Source organism: Floridaenema aerugineum BLCC-F46 (genome assembly GCF_041929345.1).
GTDB lineage: Bacteria > Cyanobacteriota > Cyanobacteriia > Cyanobacteriales > Aerosakkonemataceae > Floridanema > Floridanema aerugineum.
Window position 1 is genome coordinate 50,899 of the sequence record NZ_JBHFNQ010000013.1, and the last position, 20,835, is coordinate 71,733.

The following is a 20,835-nucleotide window of genomic DNA, read 5'->3' on the forward strand; positions in this document are numbered from 1 at the left end:
GGTAATCGAGCGGGACATTTTGGTGGGGAAAGGGAACTCCCGAACAGGGAACAGGGAACAGATGTGTCCCGGCTTGGGTTGGTAGCCGTCATTTTTAAATTTTATTGATCGAGCGTAAAACCCCATCCCAAGAGTGGGTGGGGATGTAAGTGAGCCTGAGTCTCTGGTACAATACGAAGATCTACTTGAGGCATGACATTTCTTGACTACAACACTAGTTGTTAAACAATAAGAAAAAGTGGTTTGTCCGTGATAGTAGAAAAAACTGAATCTATATTCACAAAGTGAAATGGATTCAGATTCTTCTCCCTACAAACAGGAAAGGCTGTGCCGGGGAGACAGGGTACAGTCAATTACCCATATATTTCAACCGATTATTTCGGTTAGTTACAAGCCACATCCCCTTGTGGGTGGGGCAGTTGACTTAGCCGCTGCTTTTAAGCTAGGCTTAACCTATTCTTAATTTAAATTTAAACATAGACTCAGTAAAGAGTCACGCCAACTTAATGGCACTGCTGTTAAGGATTTTTAGAAGCAGGAAGTAAACATTGAATTTACTCAGGGGAAGCTTTTATTGTTTGACTTTGGTAGATTTGAGTAAGTTTTACAGAACGGCTAAAGTTAGGATGAGACGATCGCACGCTCACCAAAAAATTCAGGAAATTGCGAACGTCCTTTGAGAAATTAATCAGAATTAAGCATTTGCAAAATCGGGTGTGCCATCCAATTAACACCTACTCGCAACTGATGATTTAAATTAGGCATCCGATACAGATAAATCAGACGGCGCAAAGTATAAGCTAACTGACCATTTAATTGTAAACCCATACTGCTGAGTGTGGCATCTTGGGTTCCCAAAATCAGCATTTCGCCTGTATTTTGATAACGGAAAGAGAGTAAAGGTCGATCGCTCAAAGCCGCCCAAATATTCCAAGCGACAAAATCCGACTGTTGAAAAGCTGCTTGGGCAGAAGCGGGTACTTGTTGATTATCAACATCTCGACAATCTGCTAAATCCCCTAAAACGAAGATTTCTTTTCGATCGATCGCTTGGAGAGTAGGACTAGTGATTAACTGAGAGCGTTGGTTTTGTTTCAAGGGCAAAATTTTCACTACATTTGACCCCCGCATTCCCACCGTCCAGATTACTAGTTCGGCGGGAATTGTGTCTATTTGTCCTTTATAAATTAAGGAAATACTATCAGGTGTAATGGAATCAACTGTAGTTTCTAAATCAATCCAAATACCCTTAGCATTTAATACTTTAAGTGCTGTTTCGCGGTTAAACTCTGGCGATGTTCGCAGGATTTGATTACCTTGTTCAATGAGTCGAAAGCGTCCTTTTTCTCCTAAGCGATCGGCTAATTTACAAGCTAATTCTACACCACAATAACCTGCACCGACGATCGCCACCCGAATTTTATCCTTGTCCGAAGTTTCTAAAAGTCGCAATCTTTCTTCTAAACGATAAGCATCAGCTAAGGTACGGAAGGGAAAGGCATAAGCAGAAGCTCCAGGTACCATATCCAAAGGAGATTCGCCACCCAAAGCCAAAACTAGCTTGTTGTATGGTATTTCTGCGCCATCCTGTAATTGGACTCGCTGCTGTTCTATATCTATTCCCGAAACAGTTCCTTGACAAAACCGAATATTTGTGGTTCTAAGAAGCTCAGGAAAATTGGGTGCGATTTCCCAAGCTTGTAATTCTCCGGTGAGGAGTTCGTAGAGTAGGGGAGTGAAGAGGAAGCGATCGCTTTGATCGACGAGCACAATTTCCGGTTTTTCCGCTTGTTCCCAAGGTAGCGAATCCAAGCGTAGCGCCGTGTAGAGACCACCAAAGCCTCCACCTAATATACAAATACGGGCAGGTTGTTTGCTCATGGTTGAAGTCTTAGCAGGGGGACTCTTTTCAGGATAGCAAGGGGATTGGGGACTGGGGGGCAGGGGGGCAGGGGAGCAGGGGAGCAGGGGAGCAGGGGGGCAGGGGAGCAGGGGAGCAGGGGAGTTCTTCTCTAACCCCTAGTCCCTAATCCCTGATTGTAGTTGAGTTTGCAATTGTTGTTCTGGTTGAATTAAGATGCCGGGGCGATCGCGTACCATTGTTTTTGGAGTGGTGGTGCGATCGGGCCATAATAGCCAGCGGCTACCAGCGGGTAAAGAGTTAATACTTACAGAATTAGAAGTTAACCAAACAATTGGTTGATCTGGTGGGGGGGTGTTGCCAGGGGTTTCGCCAAAGTTAACGGATGCTAATGCTTCTAAAACGACGCGATGACCTTGGACTAAACCAGTGCTAGCTGTCCAAAGTTTAGCGCCCAGTTGGGTGCGAGTGGCGTAAAAATATAAGGAAGCAGCGGCAATTACTGCTTGTTCAAAGTTTTCGGCATCCCAAGGGCTAGCACTATCTAAACAGATTATTACTTCTTGACCGCCTGTAAATACTTCTAATTCGCGGACGCGCAACTCGCCGTAGCGGGCACTAGTGCGCCAGTGAACGAGGCGGAAGGGATCTCCCCAACGGTAGGGACGAAGCGATCGCGTTAAGTCTTGATTTGCTAGTTGAGAACGGCGATCGCGACTAAAATATTGCGGGCTATCTTCTTGCCCAATTTCATCTATCAAAGGGCAGGTACTTAAAGGTAAAACTGTAGGATAAACTATGGCAGTAGTGGGAAGTTGACGCTCTCGACGACACCAAAATAAACCTATTGGTGTAGCAGTGCGTAATTGAATAGTATGCCAGAGGTAAAGTCCCCGTTTTTGAGTAGGTTGGTAATAAATCCAACGGTGAGTTTGCCCCGGCAAAATGGTTTCAATTACGCCACAGACAGGTTGACTGAGAACAAAAGGAATTAAATCTTTAATTTGCAGTAAAGTTTTTGGTTGAGAACTGTGATTATGTAATTCTATTTCTATAGTTAGTTCGTCGCCAGCACTAATTGGTTGAATGGGGAGTCGTTGGAGATGAATGCTCCGAAGCGATCGAACAGGCAAAGTCGCCGCTATTACCATCAAAGCAATACTCACTCCGCTAATTACATAAAGCCATCCAGCCATTGTATTAATTGCAGCTGCTAGAAAACACAGGGAAAAAGCCCCTAAAACCCAACCACTGTAGGCAGGTACAACCCAACGACGTTCCAACCAATCAGCAAGACGATGCGCTATTCTCATATAGATTACCTTTTCATCAGGGAAACTTAGTTAAAAGAATGATTAGTAAAGTTGGCAATTACGGCGATTGAAAATCTACAATAGCAAATTGACTTAAGAGAATTTTTCGATATTTGCTGCACCTGGGATCAGCTAGTACGGGCGGATTTATCTATTATTATCCTTGTATCGTAACTTACCAATTATCTAGAAAACCCGCCAACACTTTTTTCGATTCCTCTTTGAGAGAAGCTAATGCTACTTCTATCTTGTTTCAGGTTGAGAGATTTTCGTTAATTGATTCACAAAAGGAAGATAAAATGAACAGTTCAAACAGGTCTGGAATGGCTCAAATGGACAATGCCGGGGGATTTATCGCCGAAATAGCAGAAAATCAAACACCTGCGATCAACTCACCAACTCGGTTACAACAAGAAACTATTTCCCCAGAACTTCCAGTGCATGAACATGAAGGGGAAGCGGAAATAATAGATGAAGCAACTAGCTTGAAAACAGGTTTAAAAGAAATGCCTGTTCCGCCGCGTCGGGAAAAAAAAGGTGGGGAACATGAAGCAAAACCTCGCCACGCTTCGGTGTTTCCTTCTATTGAACGCATGGTGAAACACGCCCACACTCAACAAGCATCTGATATTCATATCCGGGTAGGAGAAGTGCCGAGATATCGCATTCGCGGACAAATAGTACCTGTGGGAAATCACGATCGCATTACCCCGGAACTGTTTCGCCAGTACCTCAATGAAATCTTAGCGCCGGATCAGATGAAAAGATTCCAAGAGTTAAAGGAATTAGATACGGCGATCTATTATCCTGGTTTGGTACGCTGTCGGGTGAATTGCTTTGAGTCACTCTTAGGCGGCGCAATGGTTTTGCGGTTAATTCCTCTGGAAGTACCTTCTCTTGATAGTTTGGCATTACCGCCTGTACTAAAAACTTTGGTGAAACGTCCTCAAGGTCTAATTCTAGTCACAGGGCCTACAGGTTCGGGGAAATCAACGACTTTGGCGGCGATGATTCGCTACATGAACGAGACGCAGCAAAAGCATATTATCACGATCGAAGATCCGATCGAATTCGTTCATACTTCCAACAAGTCTTTAGTTAGTCAAAGGGAAGTTGGGTTACATACTTATGAGTTCCACAACGCATTAAGGGCGGCTTTACGGGAAGACCCAGATGCGATATTAATTGGGGAAATGCGCGATCGCTTAACTGTAGATACAGCCATCAAAGCAGCCCAAACTGGTCACTTAGTATTCGGAACTCTGCACACTCGTAGCGCCTTAAATTCCATTAACCGTTTGTTGGGTATTTATAACCCAGATGAACAAGGCCCAATACGAATTCAATTGGCAGATTCCCTAGTAGCTGTAATTGCTCAAGCTTTGCTGCAAACTACAGATGGTAGACGCACCGCAGCACACGAAATTCTGATTAATACCCCCGCAATGCAAGATTACCTAGCGAAGGGTAATGAGGAAGAAGCTTATCACTTGCTAGAAAATGGTGTTGATGAAGGTATGCAAGTACTCAACCAAGCATTGTGTGACTTGTTACTCATGGGTAAAATCAGCGGTGATGAAGCTTTGAAGATTTCTCCCGATGTGGGCGACTTGCGCCGCCGGGTACGTAATGAAGGTGTCGATCCGGCACGCGCTTCTCGCGAGTATCAAGACCAACATAGTGGTTATAGTCCTATTTAGAAATTGGGGATTGGGGACTAGGGACTAGGGACTGGGAAAGTTTGAGCCTCTATCCGTAGGGTGCGTTACACGCTTCGTTAACGCACCATCCCACTGCGTAAGTCCTGACTATTTCTGAATTTAGTATGTGGATATTTGCGATAATGCTACGCATCGCCAGAGCGATCGCACAAAGTAAGCAATTACCAAAATAAAATAACAAATATAACCATTCCCTAATATAAAATCTCAAGATGAATGCTCTCACCGTTAATTTCAATTCCATAATTAAACTGACAGACGAGCAATTTTTCCAACTCTGTCAGGATAACCGCAATTTAAGATTTGAACGCAATGCTAATGGAGAATTAATTATCATGCCACCGACGGGAGGAGAAACAAGCAACCGCAATGCTGGATTAACTGCACAAGTTTGGATTTGGAATGAACAAAGTAAATTGGGTGTAGTTTTCGATTCTTCCACAGGGTTTAAATTACCAAATGGGGCTGATCGTTCTCCTGATGTAGCTTGGATACCTTTAGAACGTTGGGATGCTTTAACTGTTGAACAAAAAAGACGATTTCTACCTCTTTGTCCTGATTTTGTAGTTGAATTACTTTCTCCTAGTGATAGTTTAACAGCAACCCAAGAGAAAATGCAAGAGTATTTAGAAAATGGTACTCGTTTGGGTTGGTTGATTGTGCGTGATTCCCGAAAAGTAGAAATTTATCGACAAGGTAGAGATGTTGAAGTTTTAGAATCTCCGGTTAGTTTGTCAGGAGAAGATGTTTTACCGGGATTTGTTTTGAATCTTGAACCAATTTGGTAAATTTAGTAAAGTCTTTTAAACAGTGCCTAAACTAATTTTGAGGGAGCATTCCATTTTGGTAAATATATCTATAGGGGCGGGAAAACTAAGGCGGGCAGGATGCCCACCCCACAAGAAAGCTGTAACTCTTGTGGGGTAGGCATCCTGCCTGCCCCATCCTCATATAACTATTATCACTTTATTTATTTGCACCTACTTAATTGTTTCTTTCAGTATATCGATTTTTAACATACTGTTTCAACACTGGATTTAAACTAAAAAACCTTGTCCGATCGCATTCTTTCACATCCAATAACAAACGCATTCCCAATGATTGCATTGCATTGAGTAATTCTGAAGTTGGTAAGTCTAACTTTTTGATGAGATGTGCTAAACAAACAGGTTCATTTTCGTTAGCCAACTGAATCATTACGGCGATTTCTGATGATGTTAAACGCTGAAATTGTTGGTCTAGTTGTGCTTGCAAAGATTCGCTTAAAATCAGTGTATCACATTGCAAAAATTCAGAGACTTTCCCAGCAAATAACTCTTTAATTAGGTTAGCAGTAAATTCTAACCAAAGCGGATTACCTTGATATCGATCGATCAAACTTTGCCAACAGTCTTCATCTAATAATTCTTGTTCTCTAATAATTTCCTTAGCTGCTTCTCCTAAACCTTCTAACAATAAGCAATGTATGGCATTATTTTCTTTTTTTAATTGAACAACTTCTCTAGGTTTTTCCCAAGAGTTTACTATCAAACAACTCTGATGAGTAATTTGGGTAATTAATTGAAAAAATAAGTGATAATTTTCATAACCAGTTTGATATTGTCCAGCAAGTTGTTTACTGCTAAAAAGGGTGTGTATATCATCAAGGATGATTAAACAGCGATGCTGGCGGAGATAGTTGATAAGTTGGGAAAGTTGGGTTTCAATGTTTTGGGGTGTTTCTGATTTTGGCGCGAAGATTTGTAGTAGGTTAGTGAGGGTTGTTTCTAGGGTTGGGGAAAAGCGAAGACTGCGATAAATGATGTAATTAAAGTTGTGTTGGATTTGTTCGATTAGTTGTAGTGAAAGGGTGGTTTTGCCAATTCCACTAATGCCTAAAATTGCAATGAGGCGTGAGTGTTGTTGTAAGATCCAGGTTTCTAGGGTGGTTAGTTGGGGGGTGCGATCGAAAAAGCTGAAAATTTCCGGTGCGTCGCCCAAGTCGATGTGCGGTTTTGGGGTTTGTTCGGTTTGTGGCGTAGCTTGTGAAGGTTGAGAACTTTGTGGACAAATATTGACGTTATTAATTGTTAAATTGTCGTTGCCTATAGTTGAAAAATTATAAAATTTTGCTTTTTCTAAAATATAACGAACATTTGCTTTACTAACATTTTCCTCTAAAACATCCGAAAGTTTTTTCCATAATTTGCAAGCAACATCCCGAATATGACCTTCACTCAAATGAAAATCTTCTGCAATTTGAGAATATTTTTGACCATACAACGTACCCTGAAGTATAGCTTCTTCCAAATATTCTAAGTGTTTTCCTGTTTTAGCAAAAACTAGCTCATCAGCGAGTTTCAGGACTGTGGAAATATCCATAGGTTACGTATTTGCTATGGTTTCTAGTATTTTATCCGATCTTTCCGTCATTTTCCGATCTTGTCGGTTTGCGAAAGTCCCGACATTTCCGATATACAATAGCTACCTTTCGGTAGTTACTATACAGAAAGACTTAGTAATAGTTCATTATTCTTCTATGAATACTTATACAGTCATCATACTAGGGCCGCGCGGATCAGGAAAAACAGTATTTTTAGCCAGTATGTATAACAAGTTATGTACGCAGGGAGAAGGAGGCTTTTTTCTAGAGGTTGACAGTACAGAGAAAAGCAAACAATTACACGATTTATATACACAAATCGCTTTTGAAGAAAAGTGGCCTAGCGGAACTCGACGCAGCGAAGTATCAGAATGGACTTTCACTTGCCACGTACAAACGAAAGATCTGCCTATTTATCCAGCTTGCAAGTTTACTTATTTAGATTATTCAGGTGGTTTGTTAACTGAGCAAACAGAAGAGGATGATCCTAAATTTGATGAGCAAGTTAAGAAAGCAGATGCTTTACTTGGCTTGCTGGATGGGCAAAGACTTTGTGCGCTGATGCGAAATGAAAAATTAGGCCAAAAGTGGGCAGTCAACGAGGTATCTAAACTTCTTTCGATGATGCAAAAGAGTGGTAAACCGATCCATTTTGTCATTAGTAAGTGGGATATTGTAGAAAAGGAATATACCCTGGAACAAATACGCGATTGTTTAGTTAATGAGATTTCACATTTTAAAAATTTAGTTACTAGTTATCATAAGGCAGGAAAACCAGTTCGATTAATTCCTGTTAGTGCAGTGGGTAAAGATTTTGCCACTCTACAACCAGATGGCAGTATGGCAAAAAATCTTCGCATATTACCCCAACCTTTTCAAGTAGAAATTCCTTTAGCCTGTGTCTTGCCTGATTTAATTCAAGCTGATTGCAAAGAGGCTATAAATAAAATGAGAGAACAACTTAACCGTCCGGTAGAAGTTAAAGCAAACCTAAGTTTTTGGGAGCAAGTAGGTCAAGTTGTTGGTGGAGGGCTTAAAGCAGCACAAGAAATCTTACCTACTATAGTAGATTTATTTGTGCCAAAGAAATATGCCATATTGCAAGATACAGTCTTAAAGATGGTTGATTTTGCTAGTGAATATGCGGAAGCACCAGCTAAGCAAAAACAAGAAGCAGCTGCTAAAAGAGCCGAAGAATTACGTCAGGAAAAAGAAGAATTACTTAAGCAAGTACAGAATGAAGAAACTGCTTTTAAATATGCTTTGAGTTGTTTCCTGTCTGTGCAAAATGAACTTAATCTTAGATTTCCAGAATCAGATTTAAAATTGCCATGAAAGATACTACAGCTTGGAGTTTTTTGGTTAGTTGTAATCAGTTTCTTGACTACCGAACAGTTGTCGCTCCAGATTTTATGTGCGCGGCTGGTATACCTGGGTTACTAGCTAGAGTAACAGAAGGAGATTTGACGGAACAAGGAACAGCGTTATACCGGGAAATACATAATTCAAAAGTTGGAGATCTAACCTTAGTTTTCCGAGTAGTAGAGGCGCTAGCAGAAGATATAGGGATATCAAGTAGCGGCGTTCTTAAAGACCTTTTCGGGAGAGAAATTTATTTAATAGAAGGTATTGTTTTACAAGGAATCGTACCAAATATTTTGACGACTGCGAAGAATCTTGAAGAAGCTCATAAGCGAATTTTAGGGGATTATCGTAAGTTTTGGGAGGCTGAAGATTCGTTTTCTACTGTTGCTTCAGAGCCTTTTACATTGCAGATCCAAGGAGAAGAAACTGGTTTAGAATATATCAAACTTAAACCTCACATAGCAGCTACTAAAGTGGCAGCTACTAAATGGCAGTGCGTATATAAGTCTGAACATTTTGAAGGAGAAATTCATTCTATTGCAATTTTTCCAAATGGAAAAGATATTGCTATCAGATATAGCGATTGGAAGATTATTATCTGGGATTTGCAAAATAGACGAGAAGTTGATAAGATTTCACAATTGTCTTTTCTAACTACGCCAATAGGAGAGCATCCTACTCCGATCGCGATCGATCCTACAGGGCATTTACTTACAACTGCAATAATTGAGATTCCAGAGCAAAATAAAGTTAAAGTGTGGGAGTTAAATACAAAAGAATCTAAAGAAATAGCGAATCTAGGAACTGGTCTGACTCATAGAGTTAAATCTATCGCTTTTACTCCAGATAGTAGAACAGTTATTGTTGGTAGTGCTGATGGTAGAATAAAGTTGTTAGATGCTAGAGAAGAAGGGCTAGAAATTGGTACATTGTTAAGCCACACTGGGCAGGTAAAATGTCTAGCTGTTGATTTTAATAATTGGCTTCTTGCTAGTGGTGATGGCAAGGGAGAGATTAGGCTCTGGAATTTACGAACTCAAGAAAAAGTGAGAGTGATAAAATCACATTCGCGGCCTGTTAATTCATTAGCTTTTAGTCCTGATGGTCAAACCCTTATTAGTGCGAGTGATGACCACACAATTAGGTTTTGGGATGTAAAAACAGGCGAAGAATCTAATGTTTTGAAATTTACTTATGGGATTACATCAGTAGTTTTTAGTCCTAATGGTACTTTATTCGCAAGTGGAGACGACGGCGGTAATATTCAAATTTGGGACTTCCAAAGTAAGAAAGAGGTTTTTAAGGAGTACTTACACGCTAATGCAGTGAATTCAGTGGTTTTTAGTCCCGATTCAAGTACTCTAATTAGTGGTAGTAAGGATAGTAGAATTGCAGTGTGCCAGCAAGTTTAGGGAGGAGAAAGTAAAACAAATAAATTGGTATTTTTTTTACAGCTTGTAAGCAGAGGTTTCGAGATTTCTTACTTCACGAAATGCGATTTCTCAAAAAGCGATAATGCTACGCATCGCTGCGCGATCGCACTTCCATCTTTCCCAAAAAGCGATCGCACTCTAATTTTCTGCTTTTATGCGATCGCACATCCCCATCTTTTCCTCAAAAGCGATCGCACTCTAATTTTCTGCTTTTATGCGTTGGCGTAGCCTGCCGTAGGCATATCGCCCCTCAACTCACGGCAAAATCTCAAAACTCTTACAATGTCGAGGTCGAAATAATCTAAAATCCCGTTGATCTAAAGTTAATATCTTCGTACTGCCAAAACGTTCTGCTACAGCCATAACAGTTGCATCAACAAAATCAACTCGGCTATCAGTATATTCCTCCAAAATTTCTGCTGCACGCAATAAATCTGCATCTGTTAAAGCTATTAAATGAAATCGACTTGCAAATAATCCTCTTAAGAAGGCGACAACTGTCGCTACACCAGCTTCACGTCCCACCAAATAAGCAACTTCGGTTAATACTGTTTGTGGTAACAAAATCTGTTGCTGTTGTGAATACACCTTAGTAACACTCCCGTGCATTTTATCTGCACTGTTAACTAAAGCTACAATAAAACCCGTATCAACTACAGGTGGTTTTCTTTCCATGTCCACCCAGATTTTTCAGTAATCTCTTGTTGTAAAATATCTTCTGACTTTGTAGCCAGATCGATCGATCCGGCAAATAAACCGACTAATGGATCTGAGGTTAATTCTGGCAGTTTTTGCCGATCGGATATAACTTTTTGACGTACCAGCGCCGCCAAATCTTCTAATAGTTGCAATTGCTCATCAGCCGTGAGACTTTCAACTTGACTAAGTATATCCTGATAAACAGCCATAGACTTTAGGTTAGCAATTTTTAACTTTTAGTTTATATTATATATTCTGACATGGGCGTAGCTTGCCAAGATTGCATCTCGCACTCTAATTTTCTGCTTTTATGCGATAATCCTACGCATCGCTGCGCGATCGCACTCTAATTTTCTGCTTTTATGCGATCGCACATCCCCATCTTTTTTGGAAAAAGCGATCGCACCTATTGTACTCCTCTTTATAAAAGAGCAAGTCGATGGATTACACCAACTGAAGCATCCTCGACAATTATTTCTTGTAGTTGTTCACCCAAAACTTGCGAAGCATCAAGGATTTCTAATCCAACTAATTTGCCATCAGGACTGTAATCAGCAATAATATCTTCTGTCAGTTCTCGATTTTCGGCTGTCCCTGGCGCTAATGGCAGTAACTCTATATAGAGTGCATCAACTTCTGGATCGTAGTGGATCTTCATAGTTTTCTTCCTTCTAGTTGAAATAATAGACATTTACTGTTACTACTAGAATTCTTCCCGATTCCTCGGTAAAGATTGGCTTAACAGCTTTGTAGCTGTAAAACTGTTGATTAATTGGCGATTGATTGTTAAAATTAAATTGAGCGCGAGCCGAAAATTTACCTCGTTTGGCAGATTCCCATGAACCAGAACGAATGGCTGCAATAACCTCAACTTCTTCAGCACCGCGCAGTAGCATTCTCTCTCTGGCATGGGTCGAAAAGTAAATAGGTTTTACCATCCGTTTAAACTCTTATCATTATTACAATAATACGCAACTTATTTTAGTATACCCTGGCTCGATCGCACTCCAATTTTCTGCTTTTATGCGTTGGCGTAGCCTGCCGGAGGCATATCGCACGAATATTTCTTCCTTTTATGCGATCGCACTATTAATTAAGCAATAGCATAGCCCGTATATTGCCTAATTTCTGGAGGATGAAAAGCCAGGACAATTTCCTCTTTAGGAATGCCTGCTGCTACTAAATCATTAGCAATACCGTCTTCAGTTCCGTCCCGTTGAATCCAAATTTTATGATCAATAATATCGATGTGTATGAGACAGCCATGTACCCTTTTTTCCGCTTCCCAACCCATCGTTATTACTAAATAACGGCACTGGTTTCTACTGATAATTAATTCATCTTTTACATCTCCGTATCTATAAGGTATAGTCGTATATTCCTGGAGAATTGTTTCAATAATTTGACGATATTTATCTAAGGTATCCATTGGATAATCTCCTCTTTTTTGGCATGAAAAACCAGCAAACGCAACCGACCTTTTTTGAGTAAAATTTTACCTATTGCTTCTTCAAATATGCCGTCAAATATTTCTTGTCGAACAGCCAGATAAAGCACTCTATCTGGATCAAGTTCTTCTAAAATATCAGAATAGAGAGTAAACTGGCCTAAAGCATTTTCTAAATCCGCAACTGGCGATAATCCAATAAAGCTTTTGATCTCTACAGCTATTTTATATTCCTCTTTCTGGGCTGCTAGCAGTTGTTTAGCTCCTAAATCAACAAATAATTCTCTCAATCCTATTTTTAATTTTAATGGATCATCAGTAATAATCCATCCATCTTTCTCTAAGCTTCTTCTAACTATATCGTGATAAAGGTCTTTAGCTGGCATTTTCAAACTTATAATCACCTAAATTGCTCAGTGAGAGTGAGACTCTTAACTTTATTTAGTACATTGTTACAAAGGGAACAGACTTTACTTTAGTAATTTTTCACTATTAGTTTATTATATATTCTTGCGTTGGCGTAGCCTGCCGTAGGCATATCGCACATCCCCATCTTTTCTGGAAAAAGCGTTGACGTAGCCTGCCGTAGGCATATCGCACTTCAATTTTCTGCTTTTATGCGATCGCCTTTGGCGCTGCGCTTCGCGCAATCGCGTAGCCTGCCGTAAGCATATCGCCTAATACATTTAACTACCAAAGAAAAAGTAACTTACCAAATCACATTTACTGGATATTGGGCAACAATTGGATCGCAACTAACTAAGGCAGCATTTTCCACATTTGCTTGTGCAATCAACAAGCGATCGAAAGGATCTTTGTGAACAATTGGTAAGCTATCCAATACTAAAACATGAGCCAGATTTACAGATAGCACTTCTATTTGATTTGTTTTTTGCTGATTTTCAATAATTTCTAACAAAGGGCGATTTAGTGTTATCTTACCTAGCTGTAATTTAATTTGCATCTCCCAAATACTGATTACACTCAGGAGCAAAATATTTGACCTATCTTGCAACAGTGTCAAAGCTGTTTGTGAGAGATTATTCGGCTGACTATCCCACCAAATAAAAGTATGAGTATCAAACAATAATTTCATGCACCTGCTGTCCAAAATTCTTCTGGTAACGGTTCATCAAAATCATTACTTGTGGATATTGCTCCTGGATGTAATCCAGCTATTCGGGGTGCATTATGTTCGATTATAGGAACTATACGAGCTAGCGGTTTTCTACCATTTAGCAATAAGATTTCTTTGCCTTCATCAATGAGATGCGCTAATTCTTGCAGACTCATTTCTGCTTGACTAACATCAAGTGTTTTTTGCTCGGCAGTCATATTGGTTTATTAGAGTCACCTCAACATCTTTTATTTTAGTTTAGGTTGGCGTAGCCTGCCAAGATTGCAATCCCACTCTAAATTTTCTGCTTTTATGCGCTGGCGTAGCCTGCCGTAGGCATATCGCACTCTAAATTTTCTGCTTTTATGCTACCTATACTAGGAAACTTTGCTAAAGTTTGGAATTTTTGGGTGATTTTCTCAACTATGTTAAGTGCTGCCCTAGAACTATATTGTTCTTTAAAAGCAACTATATCTCTCAAGTCTTGCAAAGCTTGGATTGAAATACTATAAGATGCCATTACTTTTTAGATCGTTGGATAATTTCTTCCGTTAATTGTCTCATTGCTGTTTCCCCATCTATTTTTTCTCCCCGTTCCAGTTGTTCTACTCCAATCATCACTTCCCTTTTCAATTCCTCAAAACGCCCTTTGTAGATTTGCTGCCGTTCTTCTAACAGTTGCAATGCTTCTCGAATCACTGCTAGACCGTCTTGATATTTTCCGCTCTCTACTTGCTTGTTAACGAATTCTTCTAACTCTGGTGTTAATAAGATATTCATAAATTTCTTTTCGTTTGCTATGCACTTGAATTTTAGCATAGAAAATAAACCTTATAGTCGAGTCAACAAGTCTTCTGAACACTTGATTTGCTGAGTTCACCAATTTGTTTTGCACATCGATCGTAGATTACCTTAGCTTGTTCGCACTGTTCTCTAATTTGCTGCTCAAAAGTTCTCGCCATTTCTAGCATCCAAAGCATTAACAATACGCATTTGGTCATCTGGCTGCATCCGTTCTAGATAGCGCTGCGCTGATTTCAAAAGAATATAATCAGTCAAAACTTTCTCCAAACAGCTTTTGCTTTAGTTCTTTTGAAGATATTCCGCGATCGCGTCCTGCTAAATAATCTTGCCAAGCTGCTTCACTTTCGGCTATTTCTTCAGCTGGAATCACTTCCGAATCGCCTTCAACTTCCACCCCCTGATTAAGTATATTTTTCAATTCTTCTGATAACCGCAGTTGCTCAGATATAGAAAGTTGTTGAACTTGATTGAGTACCTCATTATAAGTCAGCATAAATTCGCTCTTTAAACATTTAATTTTTGGTCTATTATATACCACTTGAAGCTGCATTCATCCGAAATTCCGCAAATATAAATTTTGGGGTGAAGGGAGTAACTTTGGCGTAGCCTGCCGTAGGCATATCGCTCTCTTCCATCTTTCCCAAAAGCGATCGCTCTCCCCTCAAGCTTAAGCCAAAATACTAAAATTTGACATCTCTCCAAACATTTGCTTCTGTAAAACGTTGCAAATGTTTGGTGTTTGTAGTCGCCACTACAATATATTGACCTGGATTTTCTTGTTGGATAACTCTTACTTGAGCGCAGATAATTATATCCGCATCAATATTTTTATTGTCTGCTGTTTGAATGCCTTGACTGTGAGCTTGTGCCCATAAATGAGCCGCTTCTCTCATTACCATTTGAGTTAGCGGTAAAAAGTCAATTACGGCTGGGAGATTATCTAGATTTTGTATACCTTGAACTGTTGGATTAGTCAAAGAAGCTAATAGCAACCCTCGTCTTACTTCATAGTCACAAATATCAGAAGTTACCACATATACACTTTTAGCCAGTAAACCATAGAGCCATTCTTTACATTCTTTCGCCTCACCAGTATTATTTGGCGAAGCAACTAGCCCAAGTACTCCCGTATCTAAAAAAACAATCATTCTTTACTGTAAAGCTTATGTCCTGGTATTCGCGCACTATCAACTATTTTTTTGAAAGATTCAAAGTAACTTTCTCTTTGCTTTGATTCCTCTTCAGTAACTTCTTCTTCTAACCAACTTTTTAGAAGTTGCATTGCTGCCTGATTCTTTTGCAGCTGTTCTGCTTCCGTTTTTCCTTTATGCTTCAAAAAAGGTGTCAAAGAATTACCCATTATTTTAAATAGTTCCATAAAATCCAGCTATAATAACTAGAATAGCATTTATCATCTTTATTAGCTACTGACCCAAAAGTGCGTAGGTGTAGCCTGAAAGAATTGCATATCGCACGAACATCTGTTTCTAAAAGCGATCGCACACCCCCATTTTTTCCTTTTATGCGTTGGCGTAGCCTGCCGTAGGCATATCGCTTTAATAACAAAACTACTCTAAATAACAAAAGATCACATTACTTCCTCAGCTAATAACCTACCATCAACCCTTTCATAATCATCTTCCAATAGCCAAGAATGTGCCTCATCATAAGTTAAACTGGAAAATTTCAATTGATAATTAGCACTTGGATCGTAGACACCGCATTTGCCATCGTTATCACTCACTAACATTAAAATTCGTGGCGGAAAAACTATCGGGTCTACCCATAATTCTAAAAATTGCCAATTACTGACTTGTACGGCGAGGTCTGGTACGTGGGATAACATGATAAAGATCTGTTCCTTTAATGATTTTTAGTTCTGCGTAACATTATTCATCCCGATTTGGCAGCTGACGATCTTGACGCAATTCTCGCTGCCATTCCACTGGATTGCTAATACTAGCAAGGCTATTAGTTGCCGCCAGTTTTTGCAAAATTTCCCCAATTTTTTGACGGCGGATATCGGTGTTTAAACCTGAATCTTCTTCTAAAAAAGTAACGTAAACCTTTAAAGGACTATCGCTTTGATTTGGAGCATCGTTAGACCACTCCAAAGAGTTTCCTTTCAAAATAGCCTCAAATGTACGTAGCATAAATAGTTTACATTTTTTAGGAAAATTACTATACATTTTAACATAGGTATTCCTCGCTTTTCACTATTTTTACTGGAGCGTTGGTGTAGCTTGTCGGAGGCAGATCGTACATCCCCATCTTTTTTAGAAAAAGCGATCGCATAACGCACTATTCCACCATTCTAAAAGTACGACACGACACTGTAAACAAATTAGTTCTTTCAGTAAATCTTGAACTCCCTCTGAAGTTGTCGGATAGGTGTTAGTAACAAATTCTGGTAGTAATTTTAGATCGTCTCGCAAATAAGCTACAAAACCGTAGAGTTTTTGATTAGAAAAGGAACTATTTACTGTCCATCCTTGAGAGTTTAAGGGCGTTAATTGAGCAATATCTGTTACTTCAATGCCTAATTCTCGTTGCAAAATTTTGGGTATTGCTTCTTGGGGAGTTTGTCCTTCTGGAACTCTTCCACCAGGGAAATCTAAAGTCATTTGGCTTACTCCAGGGCGATAACTTGGAGGTGGTAGCAGAATTTGATGATTGTGAATGGGGAGAATAATTACTGAGTCGGCTTTTTCAATGCGCCAATATTCTAATTGCTGCCCTTGAGAATCTTCCAAATGTTCCCCAAATAGTGTAAACCAGCGGGAACGGATTTCCAAAAAGCGATCGCACAATTTCCAGTGCTGTTCTGATGAAGGTAGCATTTTGATTAGACTCCCAAAATTAGAAATTTACCAGAAAATTATTTAGAAATCAAAGTTTTAAGTCCATTTTAATGGACTTAAGCTATTAGCCCGGAAATTGATTTCCGGGCGGGCTCGCAATCGCAGGTGCCAGATCTCAATTACACAAAAAAAAGCCCGCTTCAATAAGCGGACTTTCTGAATTATTCAATCAATTTCTGTCAGCTAATTGCCTAAAATTTAGCGTTTTACCAATTTCTTACTCAACTTCCGTAAGCGAATTGATTGTGGTGTCACTTCTACCAATTCATCGGGGCCGATGTATTCCAAAGCACGTTCCAAACTCATATCTACTGGTGCTTGCAATTGAACTAATTCGTCACCACTAGCGGCGCGGTGGTTAGTTAATTGCTTGGTTTTGCAGATGTTGAGTTCTAAATCTTGGGGGCGGTTGTGTTCGCCAACAATCATGCCTTTGTAAACTTTGACACCTGGAGTGATAAAGAAAACTCCTCGGTCTTCGGCGTTTTTCATGGCGTAGAATGTGGCAACACCTTCTTCAAAGGCAATTAAGACTCCGTTGCGGCGCAGTTCTACATCTCCGCTGAGGTTGCGGTATTCCAAGAAGCTGTGATTCATGATGCCTTCGCCGCAAGTTAGGCGCATGAACTCGCCTCGGAAACCAATTAAACCACGAGCGGGTATTACAAATTCTAGTTGGGTGCGTCCATTTCCGCCCGGTTGCATATCCTGCATTTCACCTTTCCGTTGTCCTAAGCGTTCGATGCAGCTACCGACACTGCTTTGGGGAACGTCTAATACTAATGTCTCGAAAGGTTCGCAGGGTTGTCCGTTGATTTCCCGATATATAACTTGAGGTTGGGAAACTTGGAATTCGTAACCTTCGCGGCGCATGGTTTCAATTAAGATTCCCAGATGTAATTCCCCCCGTCCAGATACTAGGAATTTGTCGGGGGAGTCAGTTTCTTCGACGCGCAAGGCGACGTTGGTTTCTAATTCTCGCATTAAGCGATCGCGCAATTGCCGCGAAGTGACAAATTTTCCTTCTTGTCCAGCAAAAGGTGAATCATTAACTGAGAATGTCATTTGTAAAGTAGGTTCGTCTACTTTAATTAGTGGTAATGCTTGGGGATTATCAGGAATAGTAATTGTTTCCCCAATATTGGCATCAGCAAAACCAGCAACAGCGACAATATTTCCCGCAGAAGCTTCTTCAATTTCGATGCGTTTTAATCCTTCAAAACCCAGCAATTTAGTGATTTTGGATTTGACAATCTCACCATTTTCTTTGACCAAAGCTGCTTGTTGACTTGCTTTAATTACGCCGTTGTGAATCCGGCCAATGACAATTCGACCTAAATATTCGGAATAATCTAAAGTGGTAACTTGCAGTTGTAATGGTTTGTTGATGTCGCCGACTGGTGGTGGTACGTGGCGCAAAATTGCTTCAAATAAAGGCTGCATATCTACGCCTTCGTCTTCCAGTTGTTCTTTGGCGTAACCTGATAAACCGGAGGCAAATAGATAGGGAAAATCACATTGATCGTCGTCTGCACCTAATTCTAAGAATAGGTCTAATACTTTATCAATTGCGCCGTGAGGATCGGCTTGGGGGCGATCGATCTTGTTTACAATTACGATCGGACGCAATCCCTTTTCTAAGGCTTTTTTTAACACAAATCTGGTCTGAGGCATGGGCCCTTCGTTAGCATCGACAATCAAAAGGCAACCATCGACCATGCCAAGTACCCGTTCGACTTCGCCACCAAAGTCGGCGTGTCCGGGTGTATCCACAATGTTAACCAGAGTGTCTTTGTAGCGAACAGCGGTATTTTTCGACAAAATGGTGATTCCGCGTTCCCGTTCAATGGCATTAGAGTCCATCACGCAGTCAGGTACTTCTTCCCCCTCGCGGAAAATGCCTGATTGTCGGAGTAAAGCATCTACTAGGGTAGTTTTGCCGTGATCTACGTGGGCAATAATAGCTACGTTGCGAATGGGAAGAGTCATATTGATGAGCGTACAGGACTTTGTAGGAGTATAATTTGAGGTTTTTCGGGTTCTTAACAGAATTGTTGGTTAAATCACATTTCTGTAAAGAATCTTTAATAATTTTAGCTTACAGAGCGGCTTTTTGTGTGGGAAAGTTTGTAGTGAGTTGGCGTTGGTGTAGCCTGACGTAGGCAGCACTGACAATTATTTTCACTTATGCCAGTTTAATTAATGTTATATAGTAGATGCACGTTTTTCTGTACATTAGCTAATGCTGTCTTATAAAATCACATCTCCAACAGATGCGAGAAATGACTTTTTTAAGTTATTAGATTTGGTAGTACAAGATCATCAGGTATACATAATTAATTGACGAAGCAATTCGCAAAGGTATAGAAATCAAACCAGAAACAGATACTATTATTTTGACATTTAAAGCTTATGCAGATTATCAAAGCTCAAATGCTGGAAGATTAATTCACAACTGGGATGGTGTATGGCACTATTACATTACTATCTCTGATACTCATGTTTTTAACTTTGGTGGCAATGGATTTGCTCTGTTGCCAATTCCGTTAAACAGTCAGGAAGTAAGGCAAGTAAATTTATTAGATAAAAAGGAAGTGCTTGATAGGTGTTTAATCGCTTACCAACTATTCAAAAACTGGCATTATGGCTTATTAGGATGGAATTGTGAACATTTTGCTAGGCTGGTAACAACTGGTGAAGCTGTTAGTTATCAGGTAAAAGAGTCTGCTTTAGCTTCGCTAAATCACAATGGTTATCATCCCTTAGCAATGAAAATGATGAATGAAGCTTGTCTAAGTTACAGTTAAAATGATTTTTAGGGAAAATGTTATAATAGTTTATCGTTTCTGACAAATTAGGGCAAATTATCAAGTGTCAAATCCTTTTGAGATAGCTAAAGCGGGAGGGAAACATTCGGGATTTTATAATCAATATGTCAATAAACCAGATTTGGAAATACAAAAAGCAATTCGTTCTTTAGAAAAACGCATTGCAGAACATCAAAGTTGGATTGAAAACCCGGAATTACATATTCCTAACTTTAGCAGTCTTGACCCTAGACAACAACGCGCACTACTCGAAGATAAGTGGTTAAGTGATATTGTGCGTCAGCAAGAGCAAAAAATCATTCTCGAAGGTATTCTTCAGGAGAGAAGATAATGAATCAAGAACTTCAAAACTTTATCCAAGACTACGTTACCTTATTGCAAGAAAAATACAATCAATCTTTAATTAAAACTGAAAAATCTCAAAATGAAGCTGATGCCGCATTTTACCAAGGAGCAAGTTTTACCTATTACGATGCCTTGGATATATTAAAATCACAATTAGAAGCTTTTGGATATGAGATAGAAAGCTTTAATAGAATTGTACCTGAATTTGGCAAACCAAAAAAGTTATAGAAACATATTAAATCAAATGAATGAACCACAAATACAAAAAGACGAATCTTTCGGCATTATTCCAATTTTGCGCCAAGGAGATAGCTATTCATTTTTGCTAATTCAACATCAAGCAGGACATTGGGGATTTCCCAAAGGTCACGCTATTTCTGGGGAGTCACCTGTGGAAACTGCTTGTCGAGAATTGCAGGAAGAAACGGGAATTTCTGATTACACTTTACTTGAGGGAGTTTCCTTTTCGGAAAGTTACACTTTTACTCGTAAAGGAGAAACTTTTGCTAAAACAGTTACTTACTTTTTAGCATTAGTGAAATCAACAACAGTTGTCCATCAAATTGAAGAAATTCAAAACTATACTTGGGCTAATTATGAAACAGCGATTAATCTGATAACTTATGCACCTAGTCGGCAAATTCTGCAAGATGTGAATCAATATTTAAATAGTTAAATT

31 protein-coding genes and 1 pseudogene are annotated in these 20,835 nt (G+C 39.7%); 10 read left to right on the plus strand and 22 right to left on the minus strand.

Annotated elements, in window-relative coordinates:
• Window positions 1-684: 684 nt before the first annotated feature.
• Window positions 685-1,881 carry an NAD(P)/FAD-dependent oxidoreductase gene (locus tag ACE1CC_RS01350; protein WP_413268678.1) on the minus strand — a complete coding sequence of 399 codons (1,197 nt, stop codon included), beginning with the start codon at window positions 1,879-1,881 and terminating at the stop codon, window positions 685-687.
• 138 nt (window positions 1,882-2,019) lie between these two features.
• Window positions 2,020-3,174, minus strand: coding sequence for a DUF58 domain-containing protein (locus ACE1CC_RS01355; protein ID WP_413268679.1), 1,155 nt, complete (start codon window positions 3,172-3,174; stop codon window positions 2,020-2,022).
• A gap of 506 nt (window positions 3,175-3,680) precedes the next feature.
• On the opposite strand from ACE1CC_RS01355, the gene ACE1CC_RS01360 reads away from it, so the two are divergent.
• Window positions 3,681-4,874, plus strand: a complete 1,194-nt coding sequence (locus tag ACE1CC_RS01360) for a type IV pilus twitching motility protein PilT (protein WP_413268775.1) — start codon at window positions 3,681-3,683, stop codon at window positions 4,872-4,874.
• Between the two features lie 233 nt (window positions 4,875-5,107).
• A complete protein-coding gene (locus ACE1CC_RS01365) occupies window positions 5,108-5,683 on the plus strand; it encodes a Uma2 family endonuclease (protein WP_413268680.1) in 576 nt (191 codons plus the stop codon).
• 196 nt (window positions 5,684-5,879) lie between these two features.
• Here ACE1CC_RS01365 and ACE1CC_RS01370 read toward each other — a convergent pair whose 3' ends face one another.
• Window positions 5,880-7,256 carry an NB-ARC domain-containing protein gene (locus ACE1CC_RS01370; protein ID WP_413268681.1) on the minus strand — a complete coding sequence of 459 codons (1,377 nt, stop codon included), beginning with the start codon at window positions 7,254-7,256 and terminating at the stop codon, window positions 5,880-5,882.
• A 157-nt stretch (window positions 7,257-7,413) separates the two neighbouring features.
• On the opposite strand from ACE1CC_RS01370, the gene ACE1CC_RS01375 reads away from it, so the two are divergent.
• The 3 genes from ACE1CC_RS01375 (at window position 7,414) to ACE1CC_RS01385 (ending at window position 10,283) form a co-directional block, all read left to right on the plus strand.
• Window positions 7,414-8,592, plus strand: a complete 1,179-nt coding sequence (locus ACE1CC_RS01375; protein WP_413268682.1) for a TRAFAC clade GTPase domain-containing protein — start codon at window positions 7,414-7,416, stop codon at window positions 8,590-8,592.
• A gap of 128 nt (window positions 8,593-8,720) precedes the next feature.
• Window positions 8,721-10,034 (plus strand): WD40 repeat domain-containing protein, encoded by a 1,314-nt coding sequence (locus tag ACE1CC_RS01380; protein WP_413268683.1) that lies wholly within the window; start codon window positions 8,721-8,723, stop codon window positions 10,032-10,034.
• 24 nt (window positions 10,035-10,058) lie between these two features.
• Window positions 10,059-10,283 carry a hypothetical protein gene (locus ACE1CC_RS01385; RefSeq protein WP_413268684.1) on the plus strand — a complete coding sequence of 75 codons (225 nt, stop codon included), beginning with the start codon at window positions 10,059-10,061 and terminating at the stop codon, window positions 10,281-10,283.
• 27 nt (window positions 10,284-10,310) lie between these two features.
• Here the strand turns inward: ACE1CC_RS01385 and ACE1CC_RS01390 are convergent, their stop codons facing one another.
• The 19 genes from ACE1CC_RS01390 to typA all read right to left on the minus strand — a co-directional run bounded on the left by ACE1CC_RS01390 (window position 10,311) and on the right by typA (window position 18,972).
• Complete coding sequence (locus tag ACE1CC_RS01390) at window positions 10,311-10,730, minus strand: type II toxin-antitoxin system VapC family toxin (RefSeq protein WP_413268685.1); 420 nt, start codon at window positions 10,728-10,730, stop codon at window positions 10,311-10,313.
• Entirely contained in the window at window positions 10,709-10,963 is a 255-nt protein-coding gene (locus ACE1CC_RS01395) for a hypothetical protein (RefSeq protein ID WP_413268686.1), read from the minus strand. Before ACE1CC_RS01395 ends, ACE1CC_RS01390 begins: the two co-directional genes overlap by 22 nt.
• A 212-nt stretch (window positions 10,964-11,175) precedes the next feature.
• Window positions 11,176-11,412, minus strand: coding sequence for a DUF2283 domain-containing protein (locus ACE1CC_RS01400; RefSeq protein WP_413268687.1), 237 nt, complete (start codon window positions 11,410-11,412; stop codon window positions 11,176-11,178).
• 13 nt (window positions 11,413-11,425) lie between these two features.
• Window positions 11,426-11,692 carry a hypothetical protein gene (locus tag ACE1CC_RS01405; protein WP_413268688.1) on the minus strand — a complete coding sequence of 89 codons (267 nt, stop codon included), beginning with the start codon at window positions 11,690-11,692 and terminating at the stop codon, window positions 11,426-11,428.
• Between the two features lie 155 nt (window positions 11,693-11,847).
• On the minus strand, window positions 11,848-12,183 hold the full coding sequence (locus ACE1CC_RS01410) for a XisI protein (RefSeq protein WP_413268689.1): 336 nt from the start codon (window positions 12,181-12,183) through the stop codon (window positions 11,848-11,850).
• Complete coding sequence (locus ACE1CC_RS01415; protein WP_413268690.1) at window positions 12,171-12,587, minus strand: XisH family protein; 417 nt, start codon at window positions 12,585-12,587, stop codon at window positions 12,171-12,173. The genes ACE1CC_RS01410 and ACE1CC_RS01415 overlap by 13 nt, the downstream gene beginning before the upstream one ends.
• Before the next feature lie 114 nt (window positions 12,588-12,701).
• Window positions 12,702-12,851: a hypothetical protein gene (locus ACE1CC_RS01420; protein WP_413268691.1), complete on the minus strand. Its 150-nt coding sequence runs from the start codon at window positions 12,849-12,851 to the stop codon at window positions 12,702-12,704.
• A 59-nt stretch (window positions 12,852-12,910) separates the two neighbouring features.
• Window positions 12,911-13,297 carry a type II toxin-antitoxin system VapC family toxin gene (locus tag ACE1CC_RS01425; protein WP_413268692.1) on the minus strand — a complete coding sequence of 129 codons (387 nt, stop codon included), beginning with the start codon at window positions 13,295-13,297 and terminating at the stop codon, window positions 12,911-12,913.
• Window positions 13,294-13,536, minus strand: a complete 243-nt coding sequence (locus ACE1CC_RS01430) for a type II toxin-antitoxin system Phd/YefM family antitoxin (protein WP_413268693.1) — start codon at window positions 13,534-13,536, stop codon at window positions 13,294-13,296. Before ACE1CC_RS01430 ends, ACE1CC_RS01425 begins: the two co-directional genes overlap by 4 nt.
• Window positions 13,537-13,628: 92 nt before the next feature.
• Window positions 13,629-13,838 carry a type II toxin-antitoxin system RelE/ParE family toxin gene (locus ACE1CC_RS01435; protein ID WP_413268694.1) on the minus strand — a complete coding sequence of 70 codons (210 nt, stop codon included), beginning with the start codon at window positions 13,836-13,838 and terminating at the stop codon, window positions 13,629-13,631.
• The gene (locus ACE1CC_RS01440) at window positions 13,838-14,098 is read right to left on the minus strand and encodes a type II toxin-antitoxin system ParD family antitoxin (RefSeq protein ID WP_413268695.1); all 261 of its coding nucleotides are present in this window, start codon (window positions 14,096-14,098) and stop codon (window positions 13,838-13,840) included. Before ACE1CC_RS01440 ends, ACE1CC_RS01435 begins: the two co-directional genes overlap by 1 nt.
• Window positions 14,099-14,160: 62 nt before the next feature.
• Window positions 14,161-14,319, minus strand: coding sequence for a hypothetical protein (locus ACE1CC_RS01445; protein WP_413268696.1), 159 nt, complete (start codon window positions 14,317-14,319; stop codon window positions 14,161-14,163).
• 50 nt (window positions 14,320-14,369) lie between these two features.
• Window positions 14,370-14,615 carry a hypothetical protein gene (locus tag ACE1CC_RS01450; RefSeq protein WP_413268697.1) on the minus strand — a complete coding sequence of 82 codons (246 nt, stop codon included), beginning with the start codon at window positions 14,613-14,615 and terminating at the stop codon, window positions 14,370-14,372.
• A 187-nt stretch (window positions 14,616-14,802) separates the two neighbouring features.
• The gene (locus ACE1CC_RS01455; RefSeq protein WP_413268698.1) at window positions 14,803-15,270 is read right to left on the minus strand and encodes a PIN domain-containing protein; all 468 of its coding nucleotides are present in this window, start codon (window positions 15,268-15,270) and stop codon (window positions 14,803-14,805) included.
• On the minus strand, window positions 15,267-15,500 hold the full coding sequence (locus tag ACE1CC_RS01460; protein ID WP_413268699.1) for a hypothetical protein: 234 nt from the start codon (window positions 15,498-15,500) through the stop codon (window positions 15,267-15,269). Before ACE1CC_RS01460 ends, ACE1CC_RS01455 begins: the two co-directional genes overlap by 4 nt.
• Window positions 15,501-15,710: 210 nt before the next feature.
• Complete coding sequence (locus ACE1CC_RS01465; RefSeq protein ID WP_413258434.1) at window positions 15,711-15,968, minus strand: hypothetical protein; 258 nt, start codon at window positions 15,966-15,968, stop codon at window positions 15,711-15,713.
• Between the two features lie 43 nt (window positions 15,969-16,011).
• The gene (locus tag ACE1CC_RS01470; protein WP_413268700.1) at window positions 16,012-16,275 is read right to left on the minus strand and encodes a hypothetical protein; all 264 of its coding nucleotides are present in this window, start codon (window positions 16,273-16,275) and stop codon (window positions 16,012-16,014) included.
• Between the two features lie 123 nt (window positions 16,276-16,398).
• Entirely contained in the window at window positions 16,399-16,962 is a 564-nt protein-coding gene (locus ACE1CC_RS01475; RefSeq protein ID WP_413268701.1) for an NUDIX domain-containing protein, read from the minus strand.
• A 219-nt stretch (window positions 16,963-17,181) separates the two neighbouring features.
• A complete protein-coding gene (gene typA, locus ACE1CC_RS01480) occupies window positions 17,182-18,972 on the minus strand; it encodes a translational GTPase TypA (protein WP_413268702.1) in 1,791 nt (596 codons plus the stop codon).
• Between the two features lie 253 nt (window positions 18,973-19,225).
• Here typA and ACE1CC_RS36685 point away from each other — a divergent pair.
• From ACE1CC_RS36685 to ACE1CC_RS01500, 5 genes and pseudogenes are all read left to right on the plus strand, one after another.
• A pseudogene (locus tag ACE1CC_RS36685) lies at window positions 19,226-19,324 on the plus strand (type II toxin-antitoxin system Phd/YefM family antitoxin); the annotation flags it as partial.
• Window positions 19,325-19,379: 55 nt separating this feature from the next.
• The gene (locus ACE1CC_RS01485) at window positions 19,380-19,790 is read left to right on the plus strand and encodes a hypothetical protein (RefSeq protein ID WP_413268703.1); all 411 of its coding nucleotides are present in this window, start codon (window positions 19,380-19,382) and stop codon (window positions 19,788-19,790) included.
• A 64-nt stretch (window positions 19,791-19,854) separates the two neighbouring features.
• Window positions 19,855-20,142 (plus strand): hypothetical protein, encoded by a 288-nt coding sequence (locus ACE1CC_RS01490; protein ID WP_413268704.1) that lies wholly within the window; start codon window positions 19,855-19,857, stop codon window positions 20,140-20,142.
• Complete coding sequence (locus tag ACE1CC_RS01495; RefSeq protein ID WP_413268705.1) at window positions 20,142-20,384, plus strand: hypothetical protein; 243 nt, start codon at window positions 20,142-20,144, stop codon at window positions 20,382-20,384. The genes ACE1CC_RS01490 and ACE1CC_RS01495 overlap by 1 nt, the downstream gene beginning before the upstream one ends.
• A 16-nt stretch (window positions 20,385-20,400) precedes the next feature.
• Window positions 20,401-20,832, plus strand: a complete 432-nt coding sequence (locus ACE1CC_RS01500) for a bis(5'-nucleosyl)-tetraphosphatase (RefSeq protein ID WP_413268706.1) — start codon at window positions 20,401-20,403, stop codon at window positions 20,830-20,832.
• Window positions 20,833-20,835: the final 3 nt, after the last annotated feature.